Source organism: Leminorella grimontii, from assembly GCF_039789245.1.
Taxonomy (GTDB): Bacteria; Pseudomonadota; Gammaproteobacteria; order Enterobacterales; family Enterobacteriaceae; genus Leminorella; species Leminorella grimontii.
On the sequence record NZ_CP146357.1, the window covers coordinates 2,339,532 to 2,362,087 of the forward strand.

Below are 22,556 nucleotides of genomic sequence, written 5' to 3' on the forward strand. Positions count from 1 at the left end.
GCGGCATTTTTCTTTTTTAAGGCCTCTGAAATCAGGGAAATAGCACACCCGGTTCAAACAGCCTACGGAGAAAAAAAGTGGCCGATGTCGCAAGCAGCGTATCCATGACCAAGCCAAAGCGTTCGCTTTTACAGCGCCTGTTCAAGCTCGAAGAACACGGCACAACGGTAAGAACCGAACTTATCGCCAGCTTTACTACCTTCATCACGATGGTTTACGTGATTTTCGTCAACCCGCAGATCCTCGGCGCCGCCGGCATGGACATGAAGGCCGTGTTCGTTACCACCGCGCTTATCACCGCCGTGGGTTGCATTCTGATGGGCTTTATCGCCAACCTTCCGATAGCCGTAGCGCCGGGCATGGGCATCAACGCCTACTTTGCCTACGTGCTGGTCGCCGGTATGGGGCTTGCCTGGCAAACTGGGATGACGATTGTCTTTCTCGGCGCGGTCGGCTTTTTCCTGCTGTCCATATTCCGCGTTCGCTACTGGATGGTGTCGAATATTCCCCTCTCGCTGCGTATCGGCATCGGCAGCGGATGCGGCCTGCTTATTGCGCTGATCGGACTTCATAATGCCGGCATCATCGTCGCCAACCCCGACACCATGGTCACTATCGGCAACGTCAAGTCCATCCCCTTCGCGCTGGGCAGCCTGGGCTTTCTCTTGATTGCCGTTCTGGCCTATCGCGGCCTGCACGCGGCAGTGCTGATTTCCTTCGCCGTCGTCACGTTTATCGGCTGGCTTTTGGGCGACGTACAGTACAAAGGCGTGCTGAGCGTCCCGCCAGACATCTCCCCGGTCGTCGGCCAGCTCGATCTGAGCGGCGCGCTCAATATGACGCTGGCGGGCATCATCATCTCTGTGATGCTGATTAATCTGTTCGAATCCTCCGGCACGCTAATCGCCGTCACCGACAAAGCGGGCCTGGCTGATGAAAAAGGCTGCTACCCGAATCAGCAAAAGTCCCTGTGCATTGACAGCCTGAGCTCCGTCGGCGGCGCCTTTATGGGCACGTCTGCGGTGACCGCCTATATCGAAAGCACCTCCGGCGTCGTCGTCGGCGGCCGTACCGGCCTGATGGCGGTCGGCGTCGGCGTGCTATTCCTGCTGGCGATTTTCTTCTCGCCGCTGGCGGAAATGGTGCCCGCCTACGCGACCGCCGGCGCCCTGATTTACATCGGCGTGTTGATGATGTCCGACCTGACCCGCATTGACTGGAACGACCTGACCGAGTCGGTCCCGGCCTTCGTTGCGACCGTAATGATGCCGTTTAGCTTCACCATTACCGAAGGGATCGCCGCAGGCTTCGTCGTCTACTCGTTTATGAAACTCGGCACCGGGCGCTGGCGTGAAGTCTCCGCCTGCACCGCGGTAATGACCCTTTTGTTCCTAGGACGCTACATCTTTTTATAAAAACTGGAGTATCAGGCATGTTACAAGAAGACTTACGTGAAATGATCGACGCCGGCGCCGCCAAGCGCGCTGCGGATCTGGTTATCTGCAACGGCCAGTTGGTCAACGTAAACTCTGCGGAAATCTATCCGGCCGACGTGGCTATCTATCGCTCGCAAATCGTCGCCACCGGCGATGTGTCCGACTATATCGGCCCTAATACCCAGCGCATCGACGCCAAGGGCAAGTATCTGGTCCCCGGGCTTATCGACGGCCACCTGCACATCGAATGCAGCAAGCTCTCCATGACCAGCTTCGCCAAGGCGGTAGTACCACACGGCACCACCAGCATTATTTCCGGTCTGGATCAGTACGTTGTCACGTCCGGGCTTGAGGGTATTCGCGAAGTGCTTGACGAAATCGACCAAGGCCCGCTGAAGGTATTCTGGGGGCTGCCGTTCATCACGCCCTATACCCTGCCCCAAAGCAACGTCGGCTTTAACGTCACGGCTGAGACCCACCGTGAAGTACAAAAGTGGCCGGAAGTGTTCGGCATATGGGAAACCGTATCCGAGTTCGTAGAAAACCAGCACGACGACGTGATGAAGGCCATTGAGCTGGCGCGCGAAAACCGCCTGCCTGTATTCGGCTGCGCGCCGATGACCCGCGGCAAGAAGCTGAACTCCGTCCTGTGCGCTGGCCTGCGTCTGGACCACGAAAGCTACGATCATCAGGAGATGATGGAGAAAGTGCGCAAAGGCATGTACGTGCTGATCCGCGAATCCTCCATCTCCCACTTCATGCGTGAAAACATGAAGATCGTGACGCATCTGAATCCGCGTATCTCTCGCCGCGTCAGCTTCTGTACCGACGACGTCATCGCCTCCGACATTATGACTAACGGCCACATGGACAAGCTTATCCGCATGGCGATTTCCTGCGGCGTAGACCCCATTACGGCCATCCAGATGGGCTCTATCAACTCGGCAGAGGCCTACCGTATAGACCACCTGGTCGGCTCCATCTCTCCAGGGCGCTTCGCCGACATCCTGCTGGTAGAAGACCTGCGCGAATTCAACATCGATACCGTGATCGCTAAAGGCAAGCTTACGGTAGAAGGCGGCAAGATGGCCTACGATCTCCAGCCTCCGGTTCGCAGCGCCACGCTGCTGCAAAGCATGAAGCTTAAGCCGGTCGCAGCCGCCGACATGAAGGTGCGCACGACGCTCGACGCGCCGCGCGTTCACGCCCTGTCGCTGGACGTCGACTTCAACGTGCCGTTCGTTCGCAAGGGTCGCAACGTCGAGCTGGACGTGGTTGACGGTGTGGTCATGCCGGACGTCGCCAACGACGTGCTGTATGCTACCGTGGTCGAGCGCTTCGGCAAAACCAGCACTAAGCCGGCGGTCGGCTTCTGCTCCGGCTGGAAGCTAAAGGCCGGCGCGATGGCGAGCTCCTGCGCGCCTGACGACAACAACGTCATCTGCATCGGAACCAACTCGGAAGATATGGCGCTGGCGATAAACCATTTGGCGGAGAACGGCGGCGGTCAGGTTATCGTTCGCGGCGGTAACATTCTTGGCTTCCTGCCGCTGCCCATTTGCGGTATCGTGTCCGACCTTGAGCCGGAGGTCATGGCGGCAGAAGAAGAGAAGCTGTTGCAAATTGCCCGCGAGCTGGGCTGCGATCTGCCTGACCCGCTGTTCTACATGTGCTGTCTACAGATTACCGCCATTCCGGACTATGCCATTACCGATCTGGGCGTGATTGACTTCCACCAGCAAAAGGCCTTCGACCCGGTCTTACGCTGCGGCTGCAGCCACGGCAAGCTGCACAAGCACTAATCATCATTTGTTTTAACCGCGGCGCGCCTGGGTGCGCCGCAAATTCTACACGCATTCCCCGAGGTACACCGTGAGCGATAAAGACCAGCTGGCAACCCTGATAGATATGGCTGCGGGCCGCATTCCCGCAGACCTGCTTATCGTTAACTGTAAAGTCGTCGACGTATTCAACCAAACGCTGATAGACGGCCCTCTGGCCATCGGCTGTGGTAAAGTCGTCGGCTGTGGCGACTACGAAGCCAAAGAGATTCTCGACGCCAAAGGCGGCTACGTAATGCCGGGCCTTATCGACGGCCACGTGCACATCGAGTCCTCCTCCCTGACGCCGCCGCAGTTCGCCCGCTGCATTTTGCCTCACGGCACCACCACCATCATTGCCGATCCGCATGAAATCGCCAACGTCTGCGGCCTTGACGGCATTCGCTACATGTTGGACGCTTCCCGCGAGCTTCCCCTGAACGTGAAGGTCATGCTGCCCTCCTGCGTACCCGCTACGCCGTTTGAGCAGGCAGGCGCCGTGCTTGAAGCGGAAGATCTGGTCAAACTTATCGACGAAGACGGCATTCTCGGCCTTGGCGAAGTGATGGACTACCCCAGCGTCATCAACCACGCGCCGTCGATGATGGAAAAACTCATGATGGCCAAGCGCCATGACCGAGTGATTGATGGCCACAGCCCCGGCGTCAAGGGCAAAGACCTGACCGCCTACGCGATGGCCGGCATCATGACCGACCACGAATGCAGCCATCGCGAAGAGATGATAGCCCGCCTGCGGCTGGGGATGTATATCTTGCTGCGCGAAGGCTCAACCTGCAAAGACCTGCTCAACCTGCTGCCGGAAATCACCCCGGCCAACGCCCGCCGCTGCGTGATGTGTACCGATGACCGCGAGCCGTCCGACATTCTGACTACCGGGCACATCAATAAAAACCTGCGCCTGGCGGTCGAGGCGGGTCTGGATCCGATGCTGGCCATCACCATGGCGACTCTGAACGCCGCCGAGTGCTTCCGCCTGCGCGGCAAAGGCGCGCTGGCGCCGGGCTATGATGCAGATATTCTTATCGTCGACGACCTAAAGAACTTCAGCGCCAAACACGTGCTGACCGCCGGTAAGGAAGTCGCCCGCGACGGTAAAATGCTGATCGAGCTGCCCAACTACGTTTCCGACGCCGTGCTAAACACCGTACGCCTGGCGCCGCTTTGCGAGGCAGACTTCCAGCTAACGTTAACCAGCCGTCAGGCCCGCGTTATCGGCGTTATCCCCAAGAGCGTCGTCACTAAAGGCCTGACGATGGAGATCAATCTTGACGATCGGAGCCAGTTCACCTGCGAACGTAATCCCGGCCTCAACAAGCTGGCGGTCATTGAGCGCCACCACGCTACCGGCAACATGGGGCTGGGCATTCTGGCCGATTACGGCCTTAAGAACGGCGCAATCGCAGTTTCCGTCGCGCATGACTCCCACAACATCGTGGTCGTCGGTGATAACGATGCCGACATGCTGGCAGCGGTTAAAGACGTTGAGGCGATGGGCGGCGGCTTTACGCTGTGCCGAGCGGGCAAGATTTTAGCGCACCTGCCGCTGCCGGTAGGCGGTCTGATGTCGGACAAAAGCGCACAGGAAGTGGCCGAGCAAATCGAGCGCATGCTGCTGCTTGCAAGCAATGAGTTTGGCATTAACAAAGAAATCCAGCCGCTGATGACGCTGGTATTTATGACGCTGCCGGTGATCCCGCAGCTCAAGTTAACGTCCAACGGGCTGTTTGACGTGGTTAAGTTCCAACCGGTCGAAGTTTCTCTGGCGGATTAAAGCGAAAAGGCCGCCGACACATGCCGGCGGCCCTTAAGGATTCAGGCGTTAAACGTTTTTACGTTCGACGGTTTCTTCACCCCAATAGAGCACGTCGGCCTTAGTTTTACTGAAGGCCAGCGGCAGCACTTCATCTACGCCCTCTTCCCAAATTTGCTGAGCCTTTATTTCATCATTATTCGCCAGTTCGAAAATGGCCTCCGCTATCTCAATCGAGGTCTCGCGTACTTTGGCCCATTCTTTAACGTTGGTATTCGGCATTCCATCTTCTCCTGAAAAATCATAGTTAGGATGTACCCCTATAAAGTATTGCCCAATCAGCGGAATTTGCACGGGCATAACATGCTTTCCTTAGGAAAAAGCCACTTTTCGACATTGAAATTCCACCTGCCGGCCCCCATACTTTGTGGCAGTCAACGTACTATCAAAGGCATAAAATCCACTATGGACACCCCGTGCCTTATCACCTTTTCTCCATCAGGGAGCCTATCGTATGAATAACTTCACGCTTCATCTCGCCACGAAAGTCGTCTTTGGCCAAGGGCAGATAGCCCAGCTTCCCAAGCTTATTCCTGCTGACGCCCGCGTACTGATTACCTACGGCGGCGGCAGCATCAAGCGCAACGGCGTGCTCGATCAGGTCCATCGCGCGCTGGAAGGCTACCAGCTGTTCGAGTTCGGCGGCATTGAGCCTAACCCGGCCTATGAAACGCTGATGAAGGCCGTGGAAGCGGTTCATAACAACAAGGTAGACTATCTGCTGGCGGTCGGCGGCGGCTCCGTGCTGGACGGCACCAAGTTTATCGCCGCGGCGGCAAAATATGCCGGCGACACCTGGGACATTATCAGCAGCGGCGGAAGAAAGGTGGCCGACGCGCTGCCCATCGGCAGCGTACTGACGCTACCAGCAACAGGTTCCGAAATGAACAGCGGCGCAGTCATCAGCCGTAGAGAAACCGGCGACAAGCAGGCCTTTCATTCCCCCTACGTGCTGCCGCGCTTCGCCATTCTGGATCCGCTGACCACCTACACCCTGCCGCCGCGTCAGGTCGCTAACGGCGTAGTGGACGCGTTTATCCACACCGTCGAGCAGTACCTGACTTACCCGGTTGACGCCAAAGTGCAGGACCGCTTTGCAGAAGGGCTTTTGCTCACGCTGATTGAAGAAGGCCCCAAGGCGCTGAAAGAGCCGGAAAACTACGCGGTGCGCGCCAACATCATGTGGAGCGCAACGATGGCGCTTAACGGGCTAATCGGCGCCGGCGTGCCACAAGACTGGGCGACCCACATGCTGGGCCACGAGCTGACCGCCATGCACGGCCTTGACCACGCACAGACGCTGGCCATCGTGCTGCCGTCAATGCTCCGGGCGAGAAAGGCCCAGAAGTGGGAAAAACTGCTGCAGTATGCCGAGCGCGTCTGGGGAATTGATACCGGGACCGAAGACGAGCGCATCGAGGCCGCCATTAAGGCGACGGAGAAATTTTTCCAGCAGATGGGCGCACCGACCCGCCTTTCCGACTACGGCCTGGACGGCAGCACCATCCCGGCGCTGGTGAAAAAGCTGGAAGAGCACGGCATGACCCAGCTCGGTGAACGCCGCGACGTTACGCTGGAAGAGAGCCGGAAGATTTATGAGGCGGCTCGCTAAAGGCATAAGCGAAGTGTAAAAGAAACGCCGCCCGGGTTATCCTCGGCGGCGTTGTTATTTATTCAGTGCCCTTCGCGCCGTTATTAGCCCTTTTCGACGCCTCGGCAAGCGCGGCCTTCGCCTTACTCAGCTCATCCGCCGTCATCTTTTCTTCACAGCGCTTAACCATCGTCAATGCGTCTTCATCTCCGCTCTGGGCCGCCAGCGAGAACCAGACGTAGGCCTGTGTGTAATCTTTGTCTACGCCTCTTCCGTTGTAGTAACGAATGCCAACATTGTAACAAGAGTCGGTATCACCCTGTTCCGCCGCTTTGAGATACCACATCATCGACAACCTGTCGCTTTTGGGGACGCCGCGGCCGCTGCTATAAAGCCCGCCGAGATTATACTGAGCGTCGATAGTCCCCTGTTCGGCAGCTTTGCGATACAGCTCTGCCGCCATGACCTCATCCTTCTCAACGCCATACCCATTTTCATACATAAAGCCCAAATTGCTTTGCGCCCGTCCAAGTCCCTGCTCGGCCGCCTTTCGATACCACTTTACGGCCTCAACGTCATCCTGTACCACGCCAGTCCCGCGCCGGAACATCAGCCCGAGGTTAAATTGGGCATACGAATCTCCCTGCTCGGCCGCTTTTCGGTACCATTCAGCCGCCTGCTCATTGTTTTGCTCAACGCCCAACCCCTTGCGGTACATAATCGCGAGGTTGTACTGTGCGTCGACATATCCCTGTTGCGCCGCCTTTCGATACCATTCAACTGCCCGCACGTCGTCTTGCGCAACGCCCTCTCCGTGACGATATTTCAGCGCCAGGTTGTACTGTGCGACGGGGCTTCCCAGATCGGCCTGACGCTGTAGTTCATCCAGCGTTTCTTGCGCCGACGTGCAAAAGCTCAGCAGCGCACCAATAAACGCCAGCGCGGCGGCCACGTGTTTGAAGCCACGCGCTGCAATAGAAGAGAGAAAGATCATAGTTCTACAGTCCTTATAGAAACACCCAACGTTCCTAGTCGTCAGCCTCAGGCACATCGTGCTCATGATGATGGTGAGAATGGGAATGTCCGTGATGAGAATGCTCGTGTCCGCCGGTGTTGTCCGGCACTAAAATAAGCTTGCCGTACCTGACGCCGCGCTCGGTGATCACCTGCTCCGCCAGCTGGCTAACCCGATCGGCTTCGCCTTTTAGCATCGACACTTCCATACAGCTGCCGTGATCGAGGTGCACGTGCAGGCTGGCCAGCGTCAGATCGTGTTGCTCATGGAAGGTACGCGTCAGCCGCTTGGAGAGCTCTCTGGATTCATGATCGTATACATACACCAGTGCGCCCACGCAGGGCGGATTCCCCTCTACCGCAGAGGACGAGTGCTGAATGCCCGCACGCGCTAAATCGCGAATAGCCTCTGAGCGATTCTGATAGTTCTTTTTCTTGATGATGTTATCAATCTCTTCCATCAGATCGTCATCGATAGAAATCGTAATGCGCTGCATTTCCGTTCCTCCTGCCGTAGGGAACCGTCATAAAGTAACGGATATCATAGCCTTTGCCGCCGGGGCCGTCGAGGTTCGAACCCTATTTGTCGCGTTTACAGCGGCATAAAAATGAGCGACTCATGTTACAAAAATTAACCTATTGTAAATATAAACAATTTTTATATTTTGAAACAAATAACACGTTTCTTTATTTCTCCATTTAAGGGATTTTAATACCCAAGTTCCGAGGATTTATATACCATCGTCGGATCTACTCGGCTCTATAACATTAAATCAAGTTAAAGGAATAACCCGTGAGTCCCATTGATTATGCTATTCACTTAATACTTAGCGGAATTTTGATCGTTGGCGTTTATCAGTTTTACTTTTTCACCCAACGACACATGCTGGTTAAGCCACGTGAATTCAACTCCACCATTGATGAAAAAATCCCTTTTTGGCCCTGGTGGTCGTGGATTTACAGCTTTCTTTACTATCCGGCCATTCTTTATATCAACTGGATCGTAGAAGACTCTCGCCACTTCATCATGATAGTCTTTAGCTACATCATCCTGTTGGTGATGCAGATGACGTTCTTCTCCCTGTTCCCGGTTTCAACGCCCAAGCACTGGCGGAGCATCAACACCGGCAAAAGCTGGTCGGAAAAATTCCTGCTGTTCGTTCAGAAATTTGACGATTCATCCAACTGCTTCCCCAGCATGCACGTTTCCGTCGCTACGCTGACCGCGCTGCTGGCTTACAGTACGTTAGGTCCGTGGGTATTCCTGTTCCCGGTGCTTATAGCCCTTTCGTGCACCTTTACCAAGCAGCATTACCTCCTCGACCTGCCGGCAGGCGCCGCGCTGGGCTGGGCCGCTTATGAGATCCACTGCCTGATTATGTAACCTTCTTTATCGGCGGCCGCGTCGTTGGCCGCCGCTATCTCTTTCATACCGTCCGTTTCTTAAAGACCGCTTTTCATCAAATAGCAATAAAATTTATCCGGCTTTGATTGCATCCCCATCCCGTCGACGATACCATTACCGCATTCATTACTATTCATTAATGTCGCATGAGTATTCACTTAAAAAACATTAACTGCTTCTACGGCAACCACCAGGCGCTGTTTGACATCTCGTTAGACTGCCCAAGCGGTGAAACGCTGGTTCTGCTTGGCCCGAGCGGTGCCGGTAAGAGCTCGCTGATTCGCGTGCTTAACCTGCTGGAAATGCCGCGTTCAGGCCAGCTTTCCATTGCCGGCAACGACTTTAACTTCAGCGTGCCGCCTTCTGAAGGCGCCATTCGCGAGTTACGCCGTAACGTCGGTATGGTGTTTCAGCAATATAACCTGTGGCCCCATCTGACGGTAATGCAAAACCTGATTGAAGCGCCCTGCCGCGTGCTTGGCCTGTCTAAAGACGTAGCCATCAATCGAGCGGAAAAGCTGTTAGCCCGCCTGCGGCTGGGTGAATTTAGCGCACGCTATCCTTTACACCTTTCCGGCGGCCAACAGCAGCGCGTCGCCATTGCGCGGGCGCTGATGATGGAACCGCAAATTCTGCTGTTTGACGAACCCACCGCGGCGTTGGACCCAGAAATCACCGCACAGGTTGTTAGCATTATTCGCGAACTGGCCGATACTGGCATTACTCAGGTTATCGTGACTCACGAAGTGGAATTCGCCAAGAAGACCGCCAGCCGCGTCGTCTATATGGAGCAGGGGCACATTGTCGAATACGGCGACGCCCAGGCGTTTACCCACCCGCAAACCGAGGCGTTTGCCGGATATCTTTCTCACTAAATTCTCTGGAGCTCGTTATGAAAAAACTGCTGATCGCTACGCTAATCGCCGGAATGAGCCTCTCCGCCGCCGCTGCGGAAAAAATTCGCTTTGCAACCGAAGCCTCCTACCCTCCGTTTGAGTTTATGGATGCCAATAACCAAATTCAGGGGTTTGATATCGACCTGGCTAACGCGCTGTGTAAAGAACTTCAGGCGGAATGCACCTTTACCCACCAAGGTTTTGACAGCCTGGTCCCCGGCCTGAAGTTCCGCCGTTTTGACGCCACGATCGCCGCAATGGACGTCACACCGGAGCGCCAACAGCAGGTTGCGTTCACTAATACCTACTATGACAACTCCGCGCAGTTTATTGCTATCAAGGGCAAGGTCGCCAGCATTGACGCGCTGAAAGGCCAGCGCGTAGGTATGCAAAACGGTACAACTCATCAGAAGTACCTGCTGGACAAGCACACCGAGATGACTCCCGTTGCCTATGACAGCTATCAAAACGCCATTCTTGACCTAAAAAGCGGCCGCGTTAACGCCGTCTTCGGCGATACCGCCGTCGTCGCCGAGTGGCTGAAGAAAAACGACGACCTTGAAACCGTCGGCGACAAGATCAATGACAACACCTACTTTGGCACCGGTTTCGCTATCGCGGTCAACCAAAAGAACACGGACCTTCGCGATAAGCTAAACGGGGCGCTGGAAAAAATTAAGCAAAACGGCACCTACCAGGCTATTTATGATAAATGGTTTCAAAAGTAAGTAAGCCCATAGATGAATGAAATACTGCCCCTAGCAAGCGCCACCGGCATGACCGTTGGCCTTGCCGTTTGTTCGCTGGTATTAGGACTGGCGCTGGCCATGCTGTTCGCCGTCTGGGAACTGGCGCGCGTGCGCGTCGTCGCGCTTATCGCCACGGTAATCGTCACGGTGCTGCGCGGCCTGCCCGAGATACTGGTCGTGCTGTTTATCTACTTTGGCGCATCGCAGCTTTTAATCACGCTGGCCGACGGCTTCACGCTGTTTGGCGTCACCGTTCAGGTTGAGATTGAAAACTTCGACGTTAGCCCCTTCCTGTGCGGGGTTATCGCCCTTTCTCTGCTGTACGCCGCCTACGGCTCGCAGACGCTTCGCGGCGCGCTTAAGGCCGTTCCGCGCGGCCAGTGGGAATCGGGTCAGGCGCTGGGGCTAAGTAAGGCGGCGATCTTCTTTCGCCTAATCATGCCCCAGATGTGGCGCCACGCCCTGCCCGGATTAGGCAACCAGTGGCTGGTGCTGCTAAAGGATACGGCGCTGGTGTCGCTTATCAGCGTTAACGATCTGATGATGCAAACCAAAAGCATTGCTATCCGCACTCAGGAACCCTTCAACTGGTTCATCATCGCCATGCTGATTTATCTGGTCATTACGCTCATAAGCCAGCGCCTTTTGGCCTATATAGAACGGCGGATCGTCCGCTTTGAGCGGAGGGCGTAACCATGTTGAAATATTTACCCGACGTCCTGCAAGGCCTGCACGTCAGCCTGCTGCTCACGCTGATTTCACTGGTTCTCGCCCTGTTTTTAGCACTGCTGTTCACCGTCGTACTCACGCTAAAAACGCCGGTGATAACTCAGCTGGTCAAAGGCTACATCGCGCTGTTCACCGGAACGCCGCTGCTGGTACAAATCTTTCTTATTTATTACGGCCCCGGTCAGTTCGAAAGCCTACAGGACTATCCCAAGCTTTGGCTCATAATATCTCAGCCCTGGCTTTGCGCTATAGTGGCGCTGGCGCTTAACAGCGCGGCCTACTCGACACTGCTGTTTCACGGCGCCATCAAGGCGATTCCCGACGGCCAGTGGCAATCTTGCCATGCGCTTGGGATGTCTCGCGGGCAAACGCTGCGCATCCTGCTGCCCTACGCCTTTAAGCGCGCGCTGTCGTCCTATTCCAACGAAGTCGTGCTGGTGTTCAAAAGCACCTCTCTGGCATTCACCATCACGATGATGGACGTCATGGGCTACAGCCAACTGATGTATGGCCGCACCTATGACGTGATGGTTTACGGCGCGGCGGGCCTTATCTACCTGTGCGTCAACGGCGGGCTAACGCTGATGATGCGCGTGATTGAGAAAAAAGCGCTGGCGTTTGAACAGCGTTAGATAGTTTTTCAGTTTATCTTTCCCCCGCTAACGGCCCTGAACCCTGTTCCGGGCCGTTATTTTAAGCGCCTCTCCTATACGATCGGCACATCCGAAACGTCATCGTATTTTTTATCCGTCCTACTTTTCATTAAACGGAAATACTCATAAAGAGTTATTTTTATTAATTCAAACAAAATAACTTAATAAAATATCAAACGCATTAAAAAATAAACCTCAATTCAATTCACTTAAATAAAACAAAAAAAATACAAATCCAAAAATGGACTAATCCATTCATTAACTCACACTGCCATTAACGATTGGTTACATAGATATACTGGTAAACATCCAACACAGAGAGACAACGCAGCATAAATAAGTATAATTCGCCCATGCTAAGGCTGCTCTCGCGGCGCTTCCACAGCAGGATAAAGGCCCCAAAATTTATTAATAAAAGCGTTCAATTAACACATTGAGCGTTAAGGTTTTATTTTTAAATTCGGCCGGATGACGAGTTATTATTTAATGGAATTATTCTTTAGTCATTATATGAACCTGAAAACAAAACCCGTTTTATTATCTATTGCCATAAGTTCAATACTCTTTGAATGCCCCGCATTAGCCTATACCGCCACCGTCGCTAAAGGCGCTACGGTTTACGGTGAGACCATTACCGGAAGCACAAACGCAGTCCAGAACGTACACGGTACGGCCAACGACACGACGATTATGATGGGCACTCAGTCTATCCAAACCGGAGGCGTCGCCAACAATACGACCATTAACGCAGGCCAGCAGAGTATTTATGCAGGTGGAACTTCAAATGAAGTCACCCTGAACGGTGGAATGGTGCAGATTAACGGCGTGCTCAACGGAATTACGGCGACGGGAGGAAAGGTCATCGTTAACGCGGGTCAAGGCGGCGCAACGAATCCCTATGCGGCCGGCCAGCTTCACAACGCCGTACTATCAAACGCAGCCCAGCTGGTTAACCGCTTCGGCATTGATTACGACACCGTTGTCAACGCAGGCGGCCTGCTTGAAACAGGCACCACCACGGACTACGGCTGGAAAAACAGCGCTATTTCCAACAACGCCGTCATAAACGCAAACGGCAGACAAACGGTGGACAATGGCGGAACCAGCAACGGCAGCACGGTTAACGTCGGCGGCGTTCTTGCCGTCAAATACTACACCCATAAAGAATTTTCCTGGGATACTGCCGGAACGCAATACGGTACGGCCAACGGTTCCATCGTCTACGGCGTGATGAACAATAGCGGCGCTGTAGACAATGCGACGGTTGTTAAATCCGGCGGCCAGTATACAGCGACGGGAAACGCAGTCGACAACAGAATAGCCACCTCCTATGACGCCGTCATCGAATCTGGAGGAAGCGCTACGCTGTATAAAGACGCGGTAGCCGCGGGCTGGAACATTCAGGGCCGCGCCGACGTTAACAGCGCGACGGCCTCGATTAAAGACAGTACGGTTAACGGCGGCAGCCTGCAAATAACACAGGGTACGGCAAACGGCGTCGTCATTAACGGCGGCATCATGCGCAATGTTTCAGGCCAAGACGTCAACACCGTGGTGAACGGCGGCTCGTACTCGCTTGGCGGAACGTTGAGCGCATCGTCCTCTCACCTTACGGTTAACGACGGCGGCCGCGCCGACGTTTATTCAGGTACGCTGACGGACGCCGAGATCGGTGGCGCAATGTTTGTCACCGCAGACCCCTCTGCGCCCGAAAGTACGTCTACCCTGCTCGGCCACTTCGCGGTGAACGAAGGCGGGACGCTCAACCTGTCATCCGGCATCAACGCGCTGGGAGCAAACTTTACGGTATCCGACTCTGGCGCCATTTATCTCAGCGACGGCGCCTTCACGGTGACTCATGCGTTAAACGCAGTAACGCTCAACGGAGGACGCATCGTCTTTATGCAACCGAAGAGCGGCAATACGCCTGCAAATTACGCCACCCTGACGCTCGATAGCCTGAGCGGCTCGGGGCAATTCATAATGAACACCAGTCTGGCAGGCCTGCGGGGCAACCTGCTGAAGGTCACCGGCCAGGCCAACGGGAGCTTCGGCGTTCACGTCGCCGATACCGGCGTAAGCCCTACCTCAGACGCAGGCCTTTTGCTGGTTAAAACCGGCGGAGGAAACGCCGATTTTACGCTGGCTAACGCCGGAGGCGCTGTCGATCTGGGGACCTACCAATACCGGCTTGTGGGTGATGGAAACGGCGCCTGGACGCTGACGGCCTACGCGCGCCCGGCTCCGACGCCAGAGCCGCAGCCAGAGCCAGATCCCGCGTCAGACGGCGATTCAGTTCCGGATCCCGTCCCTGCGCCTCTAACACCGCCAGCTCCTTCAATAACGCCCAGTACGGCGGCGGTGCTGTCAATGGCGACAACGGCGCCGATGATATTTGAAACCGAACTAAATCCGGTGCGAGCGCGCCTCGACCAAACGCGCACGCATGCGCACGGCGCTGACGCATGGGGAAGCTATATTACGCGTCGAGTCAGCGTCAACAGCGGCGCTGGCGCTGGTTACGATATGGATCTCAACGGCCTCTCCGTCGGCGCTGACGCAACCCTGGATACCGACAGCGGCGCACTGACCAAGGGCATATTCTTTTCCTATAGCCGCTCCGACGTCGATTTCGATCGTCAGGGCAGCGGCGACGTCACGGCCTATTCTATCGGCGCCTATACCAGCTACCTTCACAACGACGGCTTCTATCTCGACGGCATCGTTAAGGTCAACCGATTTGAAAACGACGTTAACGCAAGAATGACCAGCGGCGCTTCTGCCGACGGCAGCTACAACTCCAGCGGGATCGGCGCAAGCGTTCAGGGTGGGAAATACTTTTATGCGGGTAAAACCTACTTCGCCCCCTATCTGTCCATCACTGGATTTATGACTGACAGCAGCCGCTATCGGCTCTCTAACGGCATGCAGGCTCGCGTAGACGCCCAACGCTCGCTGTTGGCGGAAGGCGGCATCAACGTGGGGCATGAGTTCAGCGTGAAAAGCGCCAGCGTTGTTCCTTATTTAAAGCTTGCGGCGGTTCAAGAGTTTGCTAACGGCAACGACGTAAAGGTCAATGACGATCGCTTCGTTAACGACCTCAGCGGCACGCGCGGCGTATATCAGTTCGGCGTCAACGCGCGGCTAACGCCGAGCCTGTCGCTGCACGTTGATGCAGGATATATGCAGGGCAGCGGCGTAGAGTCGCCGTGGGCCGTCGGCGTTGGCGGTTCATGGTCGTTTTAATCCCAAAGCGCCCGTCGTAAGGCCGTCTTCCCGTCGGCCTTACATTCTCATCGGATCCGGAAAGCGGTATTCAAACCCCAGTTCGCGGCAAATCGCCTGCCCGTTAACGATACGCCCCAAAGAGGTTTTCTCCGTCGGCGTAAAGGTCGGCTCGGCCAGCCCCAGGCTTTTCGCCGCGGCGGGATAGAAGTCACGCTTGCGGGGGTGTTCCGGCGCGCACAGGTTATAAATCCGGCTGTCGTTCTCCTGTCGCAGCAGCAGCGCGATGGCAGCCATCACGTCCTCCTGATGCACTAGATTTACGCCGCAGTTACCCTCCGGCAGTTCCTGCCTACCCGCCATAAAGCGCCCAGGGTGTCGCTCCGGCCCCACCAACCCTGCGGGGCGAAGAATGTCTACCGACGTATGGGGCAGACCGTGCAGCCAGTCCTCCAGCGAAGCCAGCACACGGCCGCTGGCGGTTTGTGGATGTCTGGGCGACACTTCGGTCACTTCCCCCTCTTCACGGCCGTATACCGACGTAGAGCTGATAAAAATAATCCGGCCCACGCGCTGGCTTAGCGCGCCGTCGACCAAGAGCTGAACGGACTGCCGATAGGCCTGTGCGCTCTCTTCATCCCTGCCCGCAGGAAGCGTGATGATTAATACGTCGCACGCCATCAGCTGCTGCCAGTCCTCTTCTTCGCATAAGGGCTGGGGCTCCATGACCAGCGGATAGGCCTCTATGCCCGACAGCCGCGCAGCTTCCACGCCGTCCGCCGTCGTTTTGCTGCCGACAACGCGATATCCCTGCCCCATTAAAGTCAGTGCCAGCGGCATGCCGAGCCACCCCAGTCCAATAATTGAAATTGTTTTCATCGTCTGTTGCCCGTCTCGTTTTTGGTTGGCCATGAGTTCATTTTATATACTATAGCCTCTAAACTACAAATCCCCTGTTTTTCAATCAATAACATGACATTGCGGACAGAACAGGCGCCTTTAACGAGCGGCCTAAAGTAAGAACGCACCCATTCCTTTCTTCCGTTTTATAAGATTAACGTATCAATTTGATTTAACGACAAAAATCGATGCCAAATTTAGTCACTCTTCCTGTGTACATTTGAACTCCATCGCAAAATATAAGTTCAAACGCTATATGCTGAAACGGTAGGAAAAAGCATCAAGGCTGAATAAATCATAAATATTTTCATATAGATAAATTATTAACAGCCCTTAAGAATGGCTATTATGGAGGAAATCCAATGACTCGCGACCAGTTCAGGAAGGCGGCAGGCATCAGCGACGCTTTAGCCGACAGGTGGTATCCCAGCATTATTTCGGCTATGAATGAATTCAAAATAACCACGCCACAAAGGCAGGCGGCGTTTCTGGCGCAGGTTGGCCATGAATCCGGAGGCTTTTCCAGAATAGCGGAAAGCTTTAACTACAGCGTTTCCGGGTTAAGCATTTTCAGTAAATATCTTACGCCAGCACAGCGAAACGAATTAGGCCGCCAGACTCGAGAGAAAACCGTGCCTAAAGAGCGGCAGATAAAAATCGCCAATCTGGTTTATGGCAATCGTTATGGCAACGGCGCAGACGAAGGCTGGAAGTTCAGAGGCCGGGGACTAATCCAGATCACCTTCAAAAATAACTATGCTGACTGTGGTAAAGGCTTGGGCGTCGACCTCATAAGCAAGCCAGAAATGCTTGAATGGGAAGAATATGCCGCCCGCTCTGCCGGATGGTATTGGGACTCGAGGAAGCTAAACGCGTTTGCAGACGAGGGAGAGTTCACCAAGATTACCAAGGCTATCAATGGCGGCCTTAACGGACAGGAAGACAGGATAAAAAGACGGAAGCTGGCCGAGAGCGTTTTGCTCCCAACTAAATAGAACGGGCGTGGGGAACGCCCGGTTCCCCCTAGTCGGTTCCTCTTTTACGCGCTAACCCAAACAAAAATAAAAAGAATGAAAAAAACGGTTGCCATTATGGGGCGATATAGAGTAGGTTAATCGGCAGTGCATAATTATTAACCCCGTTATTACGTTTAAAGGCGCAAAAAATCATGTTCAACGTTTTGTTCAACCACCATCATCACCATCACCCTGACTAGTCTTTCAGGCGATTGGTGCTGGGAGACGACTCGATTCTTCCAGCGGCGGACAAGCGTTAACAAAGAGAGCCCTCGGAAGAATTCTTCCGAGGGTTTTTTTATGTCCGCCGTTTTAACATCACAACCTACAGAGCGATAAGAAGAGGATTACCATGTTAGACAAAAGCCGTTTACGGATAGCCATTCAAAAGTCAGGCCGTTTGAGCGAAGAATCACAAAAGCTGTTTGCCAACTGTGGCATCAAAATCAACCTTCAGCAGCAGCGCCTGATCGCCTTCGCTGAAAACATGCCGATGGACATCCTGCGCGTGCGCGATGACGATATTCCGGGGCTAGTGATGGACGGCGTAGTCGATCTGGGGATCGTCGGCGAGAACGTGCTGGAAGAAGAGCTGCTCAACCGCCGCGCCCAGGGCGAAGATCCTCGCTACAACACCCTGCGCCGCCTCGACTTCGGCGGTTGCCGTCTCTCTATCGCCATGCCGCTGGACGCCGAATACACCGGCCCGCAAAGCCTGCAAAACTCACGTATCGCTACCTCTTATCCTCACCTGATGAAACGCTATCTGGATGAACAAAACGTTCGCTTCAAGTCCTGTTTGTTAAACGGCTCCGTTGAAGTCGCTCCCCGCGCCGGCCTGGCTGACGCCATCTGCGATCTGGTCTCCACCGGCGCTACGCTTGAGGCCAACGGCCTGCGCGAGGTCGAAGTTATCTATCGCTCCAAGGCAACGCTGATTCAGCGCGAAGGCGAAATGTCCGATGACAAACAGGAGCTTATCAACAAGCTGCTGACCCGCATTCAGGGCGTCATTCAAGCCAGAGAATCCAAGTACATCATGCTGCACGCGCCTAACGACCGCTTAGACGAAATCGTCTCGCTGCTGCCGGGCGCTGAGCGCCCCACCATCCTGCCGCTGGCGGGCGACCAAAATCGCGTGGCGATGCACATGGTCAGCAGTGAAACCCTGTTTTGGGAAACGATGGAGCGTCTCAAAAGCCTCGGCGCCAGCTCCATTCTGGTACTGCCAATCGAGAAGATGATGGAGTAACGACATGCAACTGACATACTGGCAGCAGTGTAACCCACAGCAGCAGCGTGAGCTGCTGTCACGCCCGGCGGTCAATGCGTCAGCGCGCATCAGTGACGCCGTCAGCAACATCATTGAAAAGGTGAAGTCTCAGGGCGATCGCGGGCTTTTAGAGTTAAGCGCCCGCTTTGATAAGGTCCAGACCGACAGCCTGCGAGTGAGCCCGCGGGAAATCGACGCTGCCGCGGCCCGCCTGGGCGACGATATCAAGCAGGCGATGGCCATCGCCGCACGCAATATCGAAACCTTTCACCGCGCACAGGTATTGCCCGACGTTGACGTTGAAACCCAGCCCGGCGTGCGCTGCCGTCAGGTGACGCGCCCCATTGACGCCGTCGGCCTTTATATCCCCGGCGGCACCGCGCCGCTGCTTTCAACGGTACTGATGCTCGGCATTCCTTCACGCCTGGCGGGCTGTCGTAAGGTGGTGCTCTGTTCGCCGCCGCCCATTGCCGATGAGATTCTTTATGCGGCGACGCTGTGCGGAATTCAAGACGTCTTCCAAGTCGGCGGCGCGCAGGCGATTGCCGCCATGGCCTTTGGCAGCGAAAGCGTGCCGAAAGTCGATAAGATTTTTGGCCCCGGCAACGCCTACGTTACCGAAGCCAAGCGCCAGGTCAGCCAAGCGGTCGGCGGCGCAGCCATCGACATGCCCGCCGGGCCGTCAGAAGTGCTGGTGATCGCCGACGGCGGTTCAACGCCCTCATTTATCGCCGCCGACCTGCTGTCGCAGGCGGAACACGGCACGGATTCGCAGGTCATCCTGCTGACGCCGGACGAAGACATCGCTCAGGCAGTTTCGGAAGAGCTGGATAAACAACTCGTGACGCTGTCACGAAAAGAAATCGCCGTTCAAGCGCTGGCGGAAAGCCGCCTTATCGTCACGGAAAGCCTGGATCAGTGCGTTGAAATCAGCAACCGCTACGGGCCTGAGCACCTGATTTTGCAGACCCGCGATCCCGAATCTCTGGTTGAGCGCATCACAAGCGCCGGTTCGGTATTCCTCGGCGACTGGTCGCCGGAATCCGCCGGCGACTACGCCTCCGGCACTAACCACGTGCTGCCGACCTATGGCTATACGGCAACCTACTCCAGTTTGGGCCTGGCCGACTTTCAAAAGCGCATGACCGTACAAAAGCTTACCGCCGAAGGGTTTATGGCGCTAGCGCCGACGATAGAAACGCTGGCGCAGGCAGAACAGCTTACCGCCCACCGTCGAGCCGTTTCGCTGCGGGTAGAAAAATTAAATCAGCTAAATCAGGAGGCGTCATCGTGAGTAACATTGAGCAGCTTGTCCGTGATAACGTCAGAAAACTGACTCCCTATCAGTCCGCCCGCCGCATTGGCGGTAAAGGCGACGTGTGGCTCAACGCCAACGAATATCCGGAAGCGACGGCCTACCAGCTGACGGAACAGACCCTTAACCGCTACCCGGAGTGCCAGCCCGTTAAGGTGATTGAACGCTACGCCGCCTATGCGGGCGTCAAGCCCCAGCAGGTGCTGGTCAGCCGCGGCGCCGACGAAGGCATTGAGCTTCTGATGCGCGCCTTCTGCGAACCGGGAAAAGACGCCGTGCTCTACTGCCCGCCGACCTACGGCATGTACAGCGTCAGCGCGGAAACGTTAGGCGTAGAGCGCCGCACGGTGCCCGCCACCGCCGACTGGCAGCTGGACATTCCCGCCATTGAGCGCGCGCTCGACGGCGTGAAGCTCCTTTACGTCTGCAGCCCCAACAACCCGACCGGCAACCTCATCAACCCGGACGATATCCGCACGCTGCTCGACATGACAGCAGGCCGCGCGCTGGTGGTGGTCGACGAGGCCTATATTGAGTTCTGCCCGCAGGCCAGCGTGGTAAGCTGGCTGAAGCAATATCCGAATTTAGTGGTGCTGCGCACCCTTTCCAAAGCTTTCGCCCTGGCCGGGCTGCGCTGTGGATTTACGCTGGCAAGCGAAGAAATCATCGGCATTTTGCTTAAGGTTATCGCCCCCTATCCGCTTTCCACGCCGGTGGCCGACATCGCCGCCCAGGCGCTGACCGAAGCGGGCATATCCACCATGAGAAAGCGCGTCGAGTCCCTTAACGCCCGCCGCGACCGCCTGCTGCAGCAGTTGAAAGAGTGCGGCGACGTAACGATGACCTACGGCAGCGAAACCAACTATCTGCTGTTTAAGCTCACGGATTCCGAGCGCGTATTTAAAGCGCTGTGGGATAAGGGGATTATACTTAGAGATCAGAACAAACAGCCGGGTCTGCAGGGATGCCTGCGTATTTCCATCGGTACGCAGCGCGAATGCGACGCCGTCATCGACGCCCTGAAAGCCCTGTAAGGAAAAGCGCCAATGAGTAAAAAATACCTCTTTATTGACCGCGACGGCACGCTGATTGCCGAGCCCCCCGTCGACTTTCAGGTCGACCGGCTGGACAAGCTGGCGATGGAGCCGTTCGCCATTCCCGCCCTGCTGAAGCTGCAGGAAGCCGGCTTTACGCTTGTGATGATCACCAATCAGGACGGGCTGGGCACCGCCAGCTTTCCGAAAGAAGACTTTCTGCCGCCCCACAGCCTGATGATGCAAATCTTCGAATCGCAGGGCGTTCGCTTTGAAGACGTGCTTATCTGCCCGCACATGCCCGCCGACGGCTGCGACTGCCGCAAGCCGAAAACCAAGCTGGTCGAACGCTATCTGAACAGTGAGGTAATGGACTACGCTAACTCTTGGGTCATCGGCGACAGGGAAACCGACCTTCAGCTGGCTGCCAACATGGGCATCGGCGGTATCCGCTACCAGCGCGATGAGGCGGGCTGGAATCAAATCGTCAAGCAGCTCACCCAGCCGGACCGCCATGCTCACGTCGTTCGCACCACCAAAGAGACCTCCATCGACGTTGAAGTGTGGCTCGACCGCGAAGGCGGTAGCCAAATCAACACCGGCATCGGCTTCTTCGACCACATGCTGGACCAGATAGCCACCCACGGCGGCTTTCGCATGAACGTCAACGTGAAGGGCGACCTGATTATCGACGATCACCACTCGATTGAAGATACCGGGCTGGCGCTGGGCGAAGCGCTGAAAAAGGCGCTGGGCGACAAGCGCGGCATCGGCCGCTTCGGCTTCGTGCTGCCGATGGACGAATGCCTGGCGCGCTGCGCGCTGGACATCTCCGGCCGCCCGTGGCTTGAGTACAACGCCGAATTTAAGCACCAGCGCGTCGGCGATATGAGCACCGAGATGGTCGAACACTTCTTCCACTCGCTGGCCTATTCGATGGCCGTCACCCTGCACCTGAAAACCAAAGGTAAAAACGATCACCACCGGGTCGAAAGCCTGTTCAAGGCCTTCGGCCGCACGCTGCGCCAGGCCATTCGCGTTGAGGGCAACGCGCTGCCTAGCTCAAAAGGAGTGCTGTGATGGACGTCGTCATTCTGGACACCGGCTGCGCCAACCTGGCTTCGGTGGCTTACGCCATCAAACGGCTGGGCTATGAGCCCTCCGTCAGCCGCGAGCCTGACGTGGTGCTGCGCGCCGACAAGCTGTTTCTGCCCGGCGTCGGCTCTGCGCCGGCGGCGATGAACATGCTGCAAGAGCGCGACCTCATTACGCTGATTAAGGCCTGCACCCAGCCCGTGCTGGGCATCTGCCTCGGCATGCAGCTGCTGGCCGCACGCAGCGAAGAGGGCAACGTCGATACGCTCGGCATCATCGACGCGCCTATTAATCGGATGGAGACCGGCGGCCTTCCCCTGCCCCACATGGGCTGGAACCGCGTTACGCCGCTGGCGGGCCATCATCTGTTTCGCGGCATCGACGATGACGCCTACTTCTATTTCGTCCACAGTTTCGCCATGCCGGTTTGTGAGGCGACAATCGCGCAAAGCGACTACGGCGGCGCGTTTACCGCTGCGGTCGAACAGGACAACTTCTTCGGCGTACAGTTTCACCCGGAGCGCTCCGGTCAAGCCGGCGCTCAATTGCTGAAAAACTTTTTGGAGATGTAAGC

20 protein-coding genes and 1 other annotated feature are annotated in these 22,556 nt (G+C 55.9%); of the genes, 16 read left to right on the forward strand and 4 right to left on the reverse strand.

Annotated elements, in window-relative coordinates:
- The first annotated feature begins 104 nt into the window (after positions 1–104).
- From V8L73_RS10955 to ade, 3 genes are all read left to right on the forward strand, one after another.
- Positions 105–1,415 (forward strand): NCS2 family permease, encoded by a 1,311-nt coding sequence (locus V8L73_RS10955; protein WP_261831149.1) that lies wholly within the window; start codon positions 105–107, stop codon positions 1,413–1,415.
- A 17-nt stretch (positions 1,416–1,432) separates the two neighbouring features.
- Positions 1,433–3,238, forward strand: a complete 1,806-nt coding sequence (locus tag V8L73_RS10960; RefSeq protein WP_347252992.1) for an adenine deaminase — start codon at positions 1,433–1,435, stop codon at positions 3,236–3,238.
- Between the two features lie 70 nt (positions 3,239–3,308).
- A complete protein-coding gene (ade, locus tag V8L73_RS10965; RefSeq protein ID WP_347252993.1) occupies positions 3,309–5,048 on the forward strand; it encodes an adenine deaminase in 1,740 nt (579 codons plus the stop codon).
- Positions 5,049–5,096: 48 nt separating this feature from the next.
- Here the strand turns inward: ade and V8L73_RS10970 are convergent, their stop codons facing one another.
- The gene (locus V8L73_RS10970; protein WP_027272985.1) at positions 5,097–5,309 is read right to left on the reverse strand and encodes a YccJ family protein; all 213 of its coding nucleotides are present in this window, start codon (positions 5,307–5,309) and stop codon (positions 5,097–5,099) included.
- Between the two features lie 232 nt (positions 5,310–5,541).
- Between V8L73_RS10970 and yqhD the strand changes: the two genes are divergently transcribed.
- Entirely contained in the window at positions 5,542–6,699 is a 1,158-nt protein-coding gene (yqhD, locus tag V8L73_RS10975; RefSeq protein WP_027272984.1) for an alcohol dehydrogenase, read from the forward strand.
- Positions 6,700–6,757: 58 nt separating this feature from the next.
- Here the strand turns inward: yqhD and V8L73_RS10980 are convergent, their stop codons facing one another.
- Positions 6,758–7,672, reverse strand: coding sequence for a hypothetical protein (locus tag V8L73_RS10980; RefSeq protein WP_347252994.1), 915 nt, complete (start codon positions 7,670–7,672; stop codon positions 6,758–6,760).
- 34 nt (positions 7,673–7,706) lie between these two features.
- Positions 7,707–8,189 (reverse strand): nickel-responsive transcriptional regulator NikR, encoded by a 483-nt coding sequence (nikR, locus tag V8L73_RS10985; RefSeq protein ID WP_027272983.1) that lies wholly within the window; start codon positions 8,187–8,189, stop codon positions 7,707–7,709.
- Between the two features lie 296 nt (positions 8,190–8,485).
- On the opposite strand from nikR, the gene V8L73_RS10990 reads away from it, so the two are divergent.
- From V8L73_RS10990 to V8L73_RS11015, 6 genes are all read left to right on the forward strand, one after another.
- Positions 8,486–9,076: a phosphatase PAP2 family protein gene (locus tag V8L73_RS10990; RefSeq protein WP_347252995.1), complete on the forward strand. Its 591-nt coding sequence runs from the start codon at positions 8,486–8,488 to the stop codon at positions 9,074–9,076.
- Positions 9,077–9,243: 167 nt separating this feature from the next.
- A complete protein-coding gene (artP, locus tag V8L73_RS10995) occupies positions 9,244–9,972 on the forward strand; it encodes an arginine ABC transporter ATP-binding protein ArtP (RefSeq protein ID WP_027272981.1) in 729 nt (242 codons plus the stop codon).
- A gap of 17 nt (positions 9,973–9,989) precedes the next feature.
- Complete coding sequence (gene artJ / locus V8L73_RS11000; RefSeq protein WP_027272980.1) at positions 9,990–10,721, forward strand: arginine ABC transporter substrate-binding protein; 732 nt, start codon at positions 9,990–9,992, stop codon at positions 10,719–10,721.
- Between the two features lie 12 nt (positions 10,722–10,733).
- On the forward strand, positions 10,734–11,435 hold the full coding sequence (gene artQ / locus V8L73_RS11005; protein ID WP_027272979.1) for an arginine ABC transporter permease ArtQ: 702 nt from the start codon (positions 10,734–10,736) through the stop codon (positions 11,433–11,435).
- A gap of 2 nt (positions 11,436–11,437) precedes the next feature.
- Positions 11,438–12,103 carry an arginine ABC transporter permease ArtM gene (gene artM / locus V8L73_RS11010; protein WP_027272978.1) on the forward strand — a complete coding sequence of 222 codons (666 nt, stop codon included), beginning with the start codon at positions 11,438–11,440 and terminating at the stop codon, positions 12,101–12,103.
- A gap of 531 nt (positions 12,104–12,634) precedes the next feature.
- Positions 12,635–15,370, forward strand: a complete 2,736-nt coding sequence (locus V8L73_RS11015) for an autotransporter outer membrane beta-barrel domain-containing protein (protein ID WP_347252996.1) — start codon at positions 12,635–12,637, stop codon at positions 15,368–15,370.
- 39 nt (positions 15,371–15,409) lie between these two features.
- Here the strand turns inward: V8L73_RS11015 and V8L73_RS11020 are convergent, their stop codons facing one another.
- On the reverse strand, positions 15,410–16,228 hold the full coding sequence (locus V8L73_RS11020) for an SDR family oxidoreductase (protein WP_347252997.1): 819 nt from the start codon (positions 16,226–16,228) through the stop codon (positions 15,410–15,412).
- A 383-nt stretch (positions 16,229–16,611) separates the two neighbouring features.
- Between V8L73_RS11020 and V8L73_RS11025 the strand changes: the two genes are divergently transcribed.
- From V8L73_RS11025 to hisH, 6 genes are all read left to right on the forward strand, one after another.
- Complete coding sequence (locus V8L73_RS11025) at positions 16,612–17,244, forward strand: glycoside hydrolase family 19 protein (RefSeq protein ID WP_261830825.1); 633 nt, start codon at positions 16,612–16,614, stop codon at positions 17,242–17,244.
- Between the two features lie 196 nt (positions 17,245–17,440).
- Positions 17,441–17,567: a sequence feature (His leader region), on the forward strand.
- A 50-nt stretch (positions 17,568–17,617) separates the two neighbouring features.
- Complete coding sequence (hisG, locus tag V8L73_RS11030) at positions 17,618–18,517, forward strand: ATP phosphoribosyltransferase (protein WP_261830824.1); 900 nt, start codon at positions 17,618–17,620, stop codon at positions 18,515–18,517.
- Between the two features lie 4 nt (positions 18,518–18,521).
- The gene (hisD, locus tag V8L73_RS11035; RefSeq protein WP_347252998.1) at positions 18,522–19,832 is read left to right on the forward strand and encodes a histidinol dehydrogenase; all 1,311 of its coding nucleotides are present in this window, start codon (positions 18,522–18,524) and stop codon (positions 19,830–19,832) included.
- A complete protein-coding gene (gene hisC, locus V8L73_RS11040; RefSeq protein ID WP_261831148.1) occupies positions 19,826–20,887 on the forward strand; it encodes a histidinol-phosphate transaminase in 1,062 nt (353 codons plus the stop codon). The genes hisD and hisC overlap by 7 nt, the downstream gene beginning before the upstream one ends.
- 12 nt (positions 20,888–20,899) lie before the next feature.
- A complete protein-coding gene (hisB, locus tag V8L73_RS11045; protein WP_027272971.1) occupies positions 20,900–21,967 on the forward strand; it encodes a bifunctional histidinol-phosphatase/imidazoleglycerol-phosphate dehydratase HisB in 1,068 nt (355 codons plus the stop codon).
- The gene (gene hisH / locus V8L73_RS11050) at positions 21,967–22,554 is read left to right on the forward strand and encodes an imidazole glycerol phosphate synthase subunit HisH (protein ID WP_347252999.1); all 588 of its coding nucleotides are present in this window, start codon (positions 21,967–21,969) and stop codon (positions 22,552–22,554) included. Before hisB ends, hisH begins: the two co-directional genes overlap by 1 nt.
- Positions 22,555–22,556: the final 2 nt, after the last annotated feature.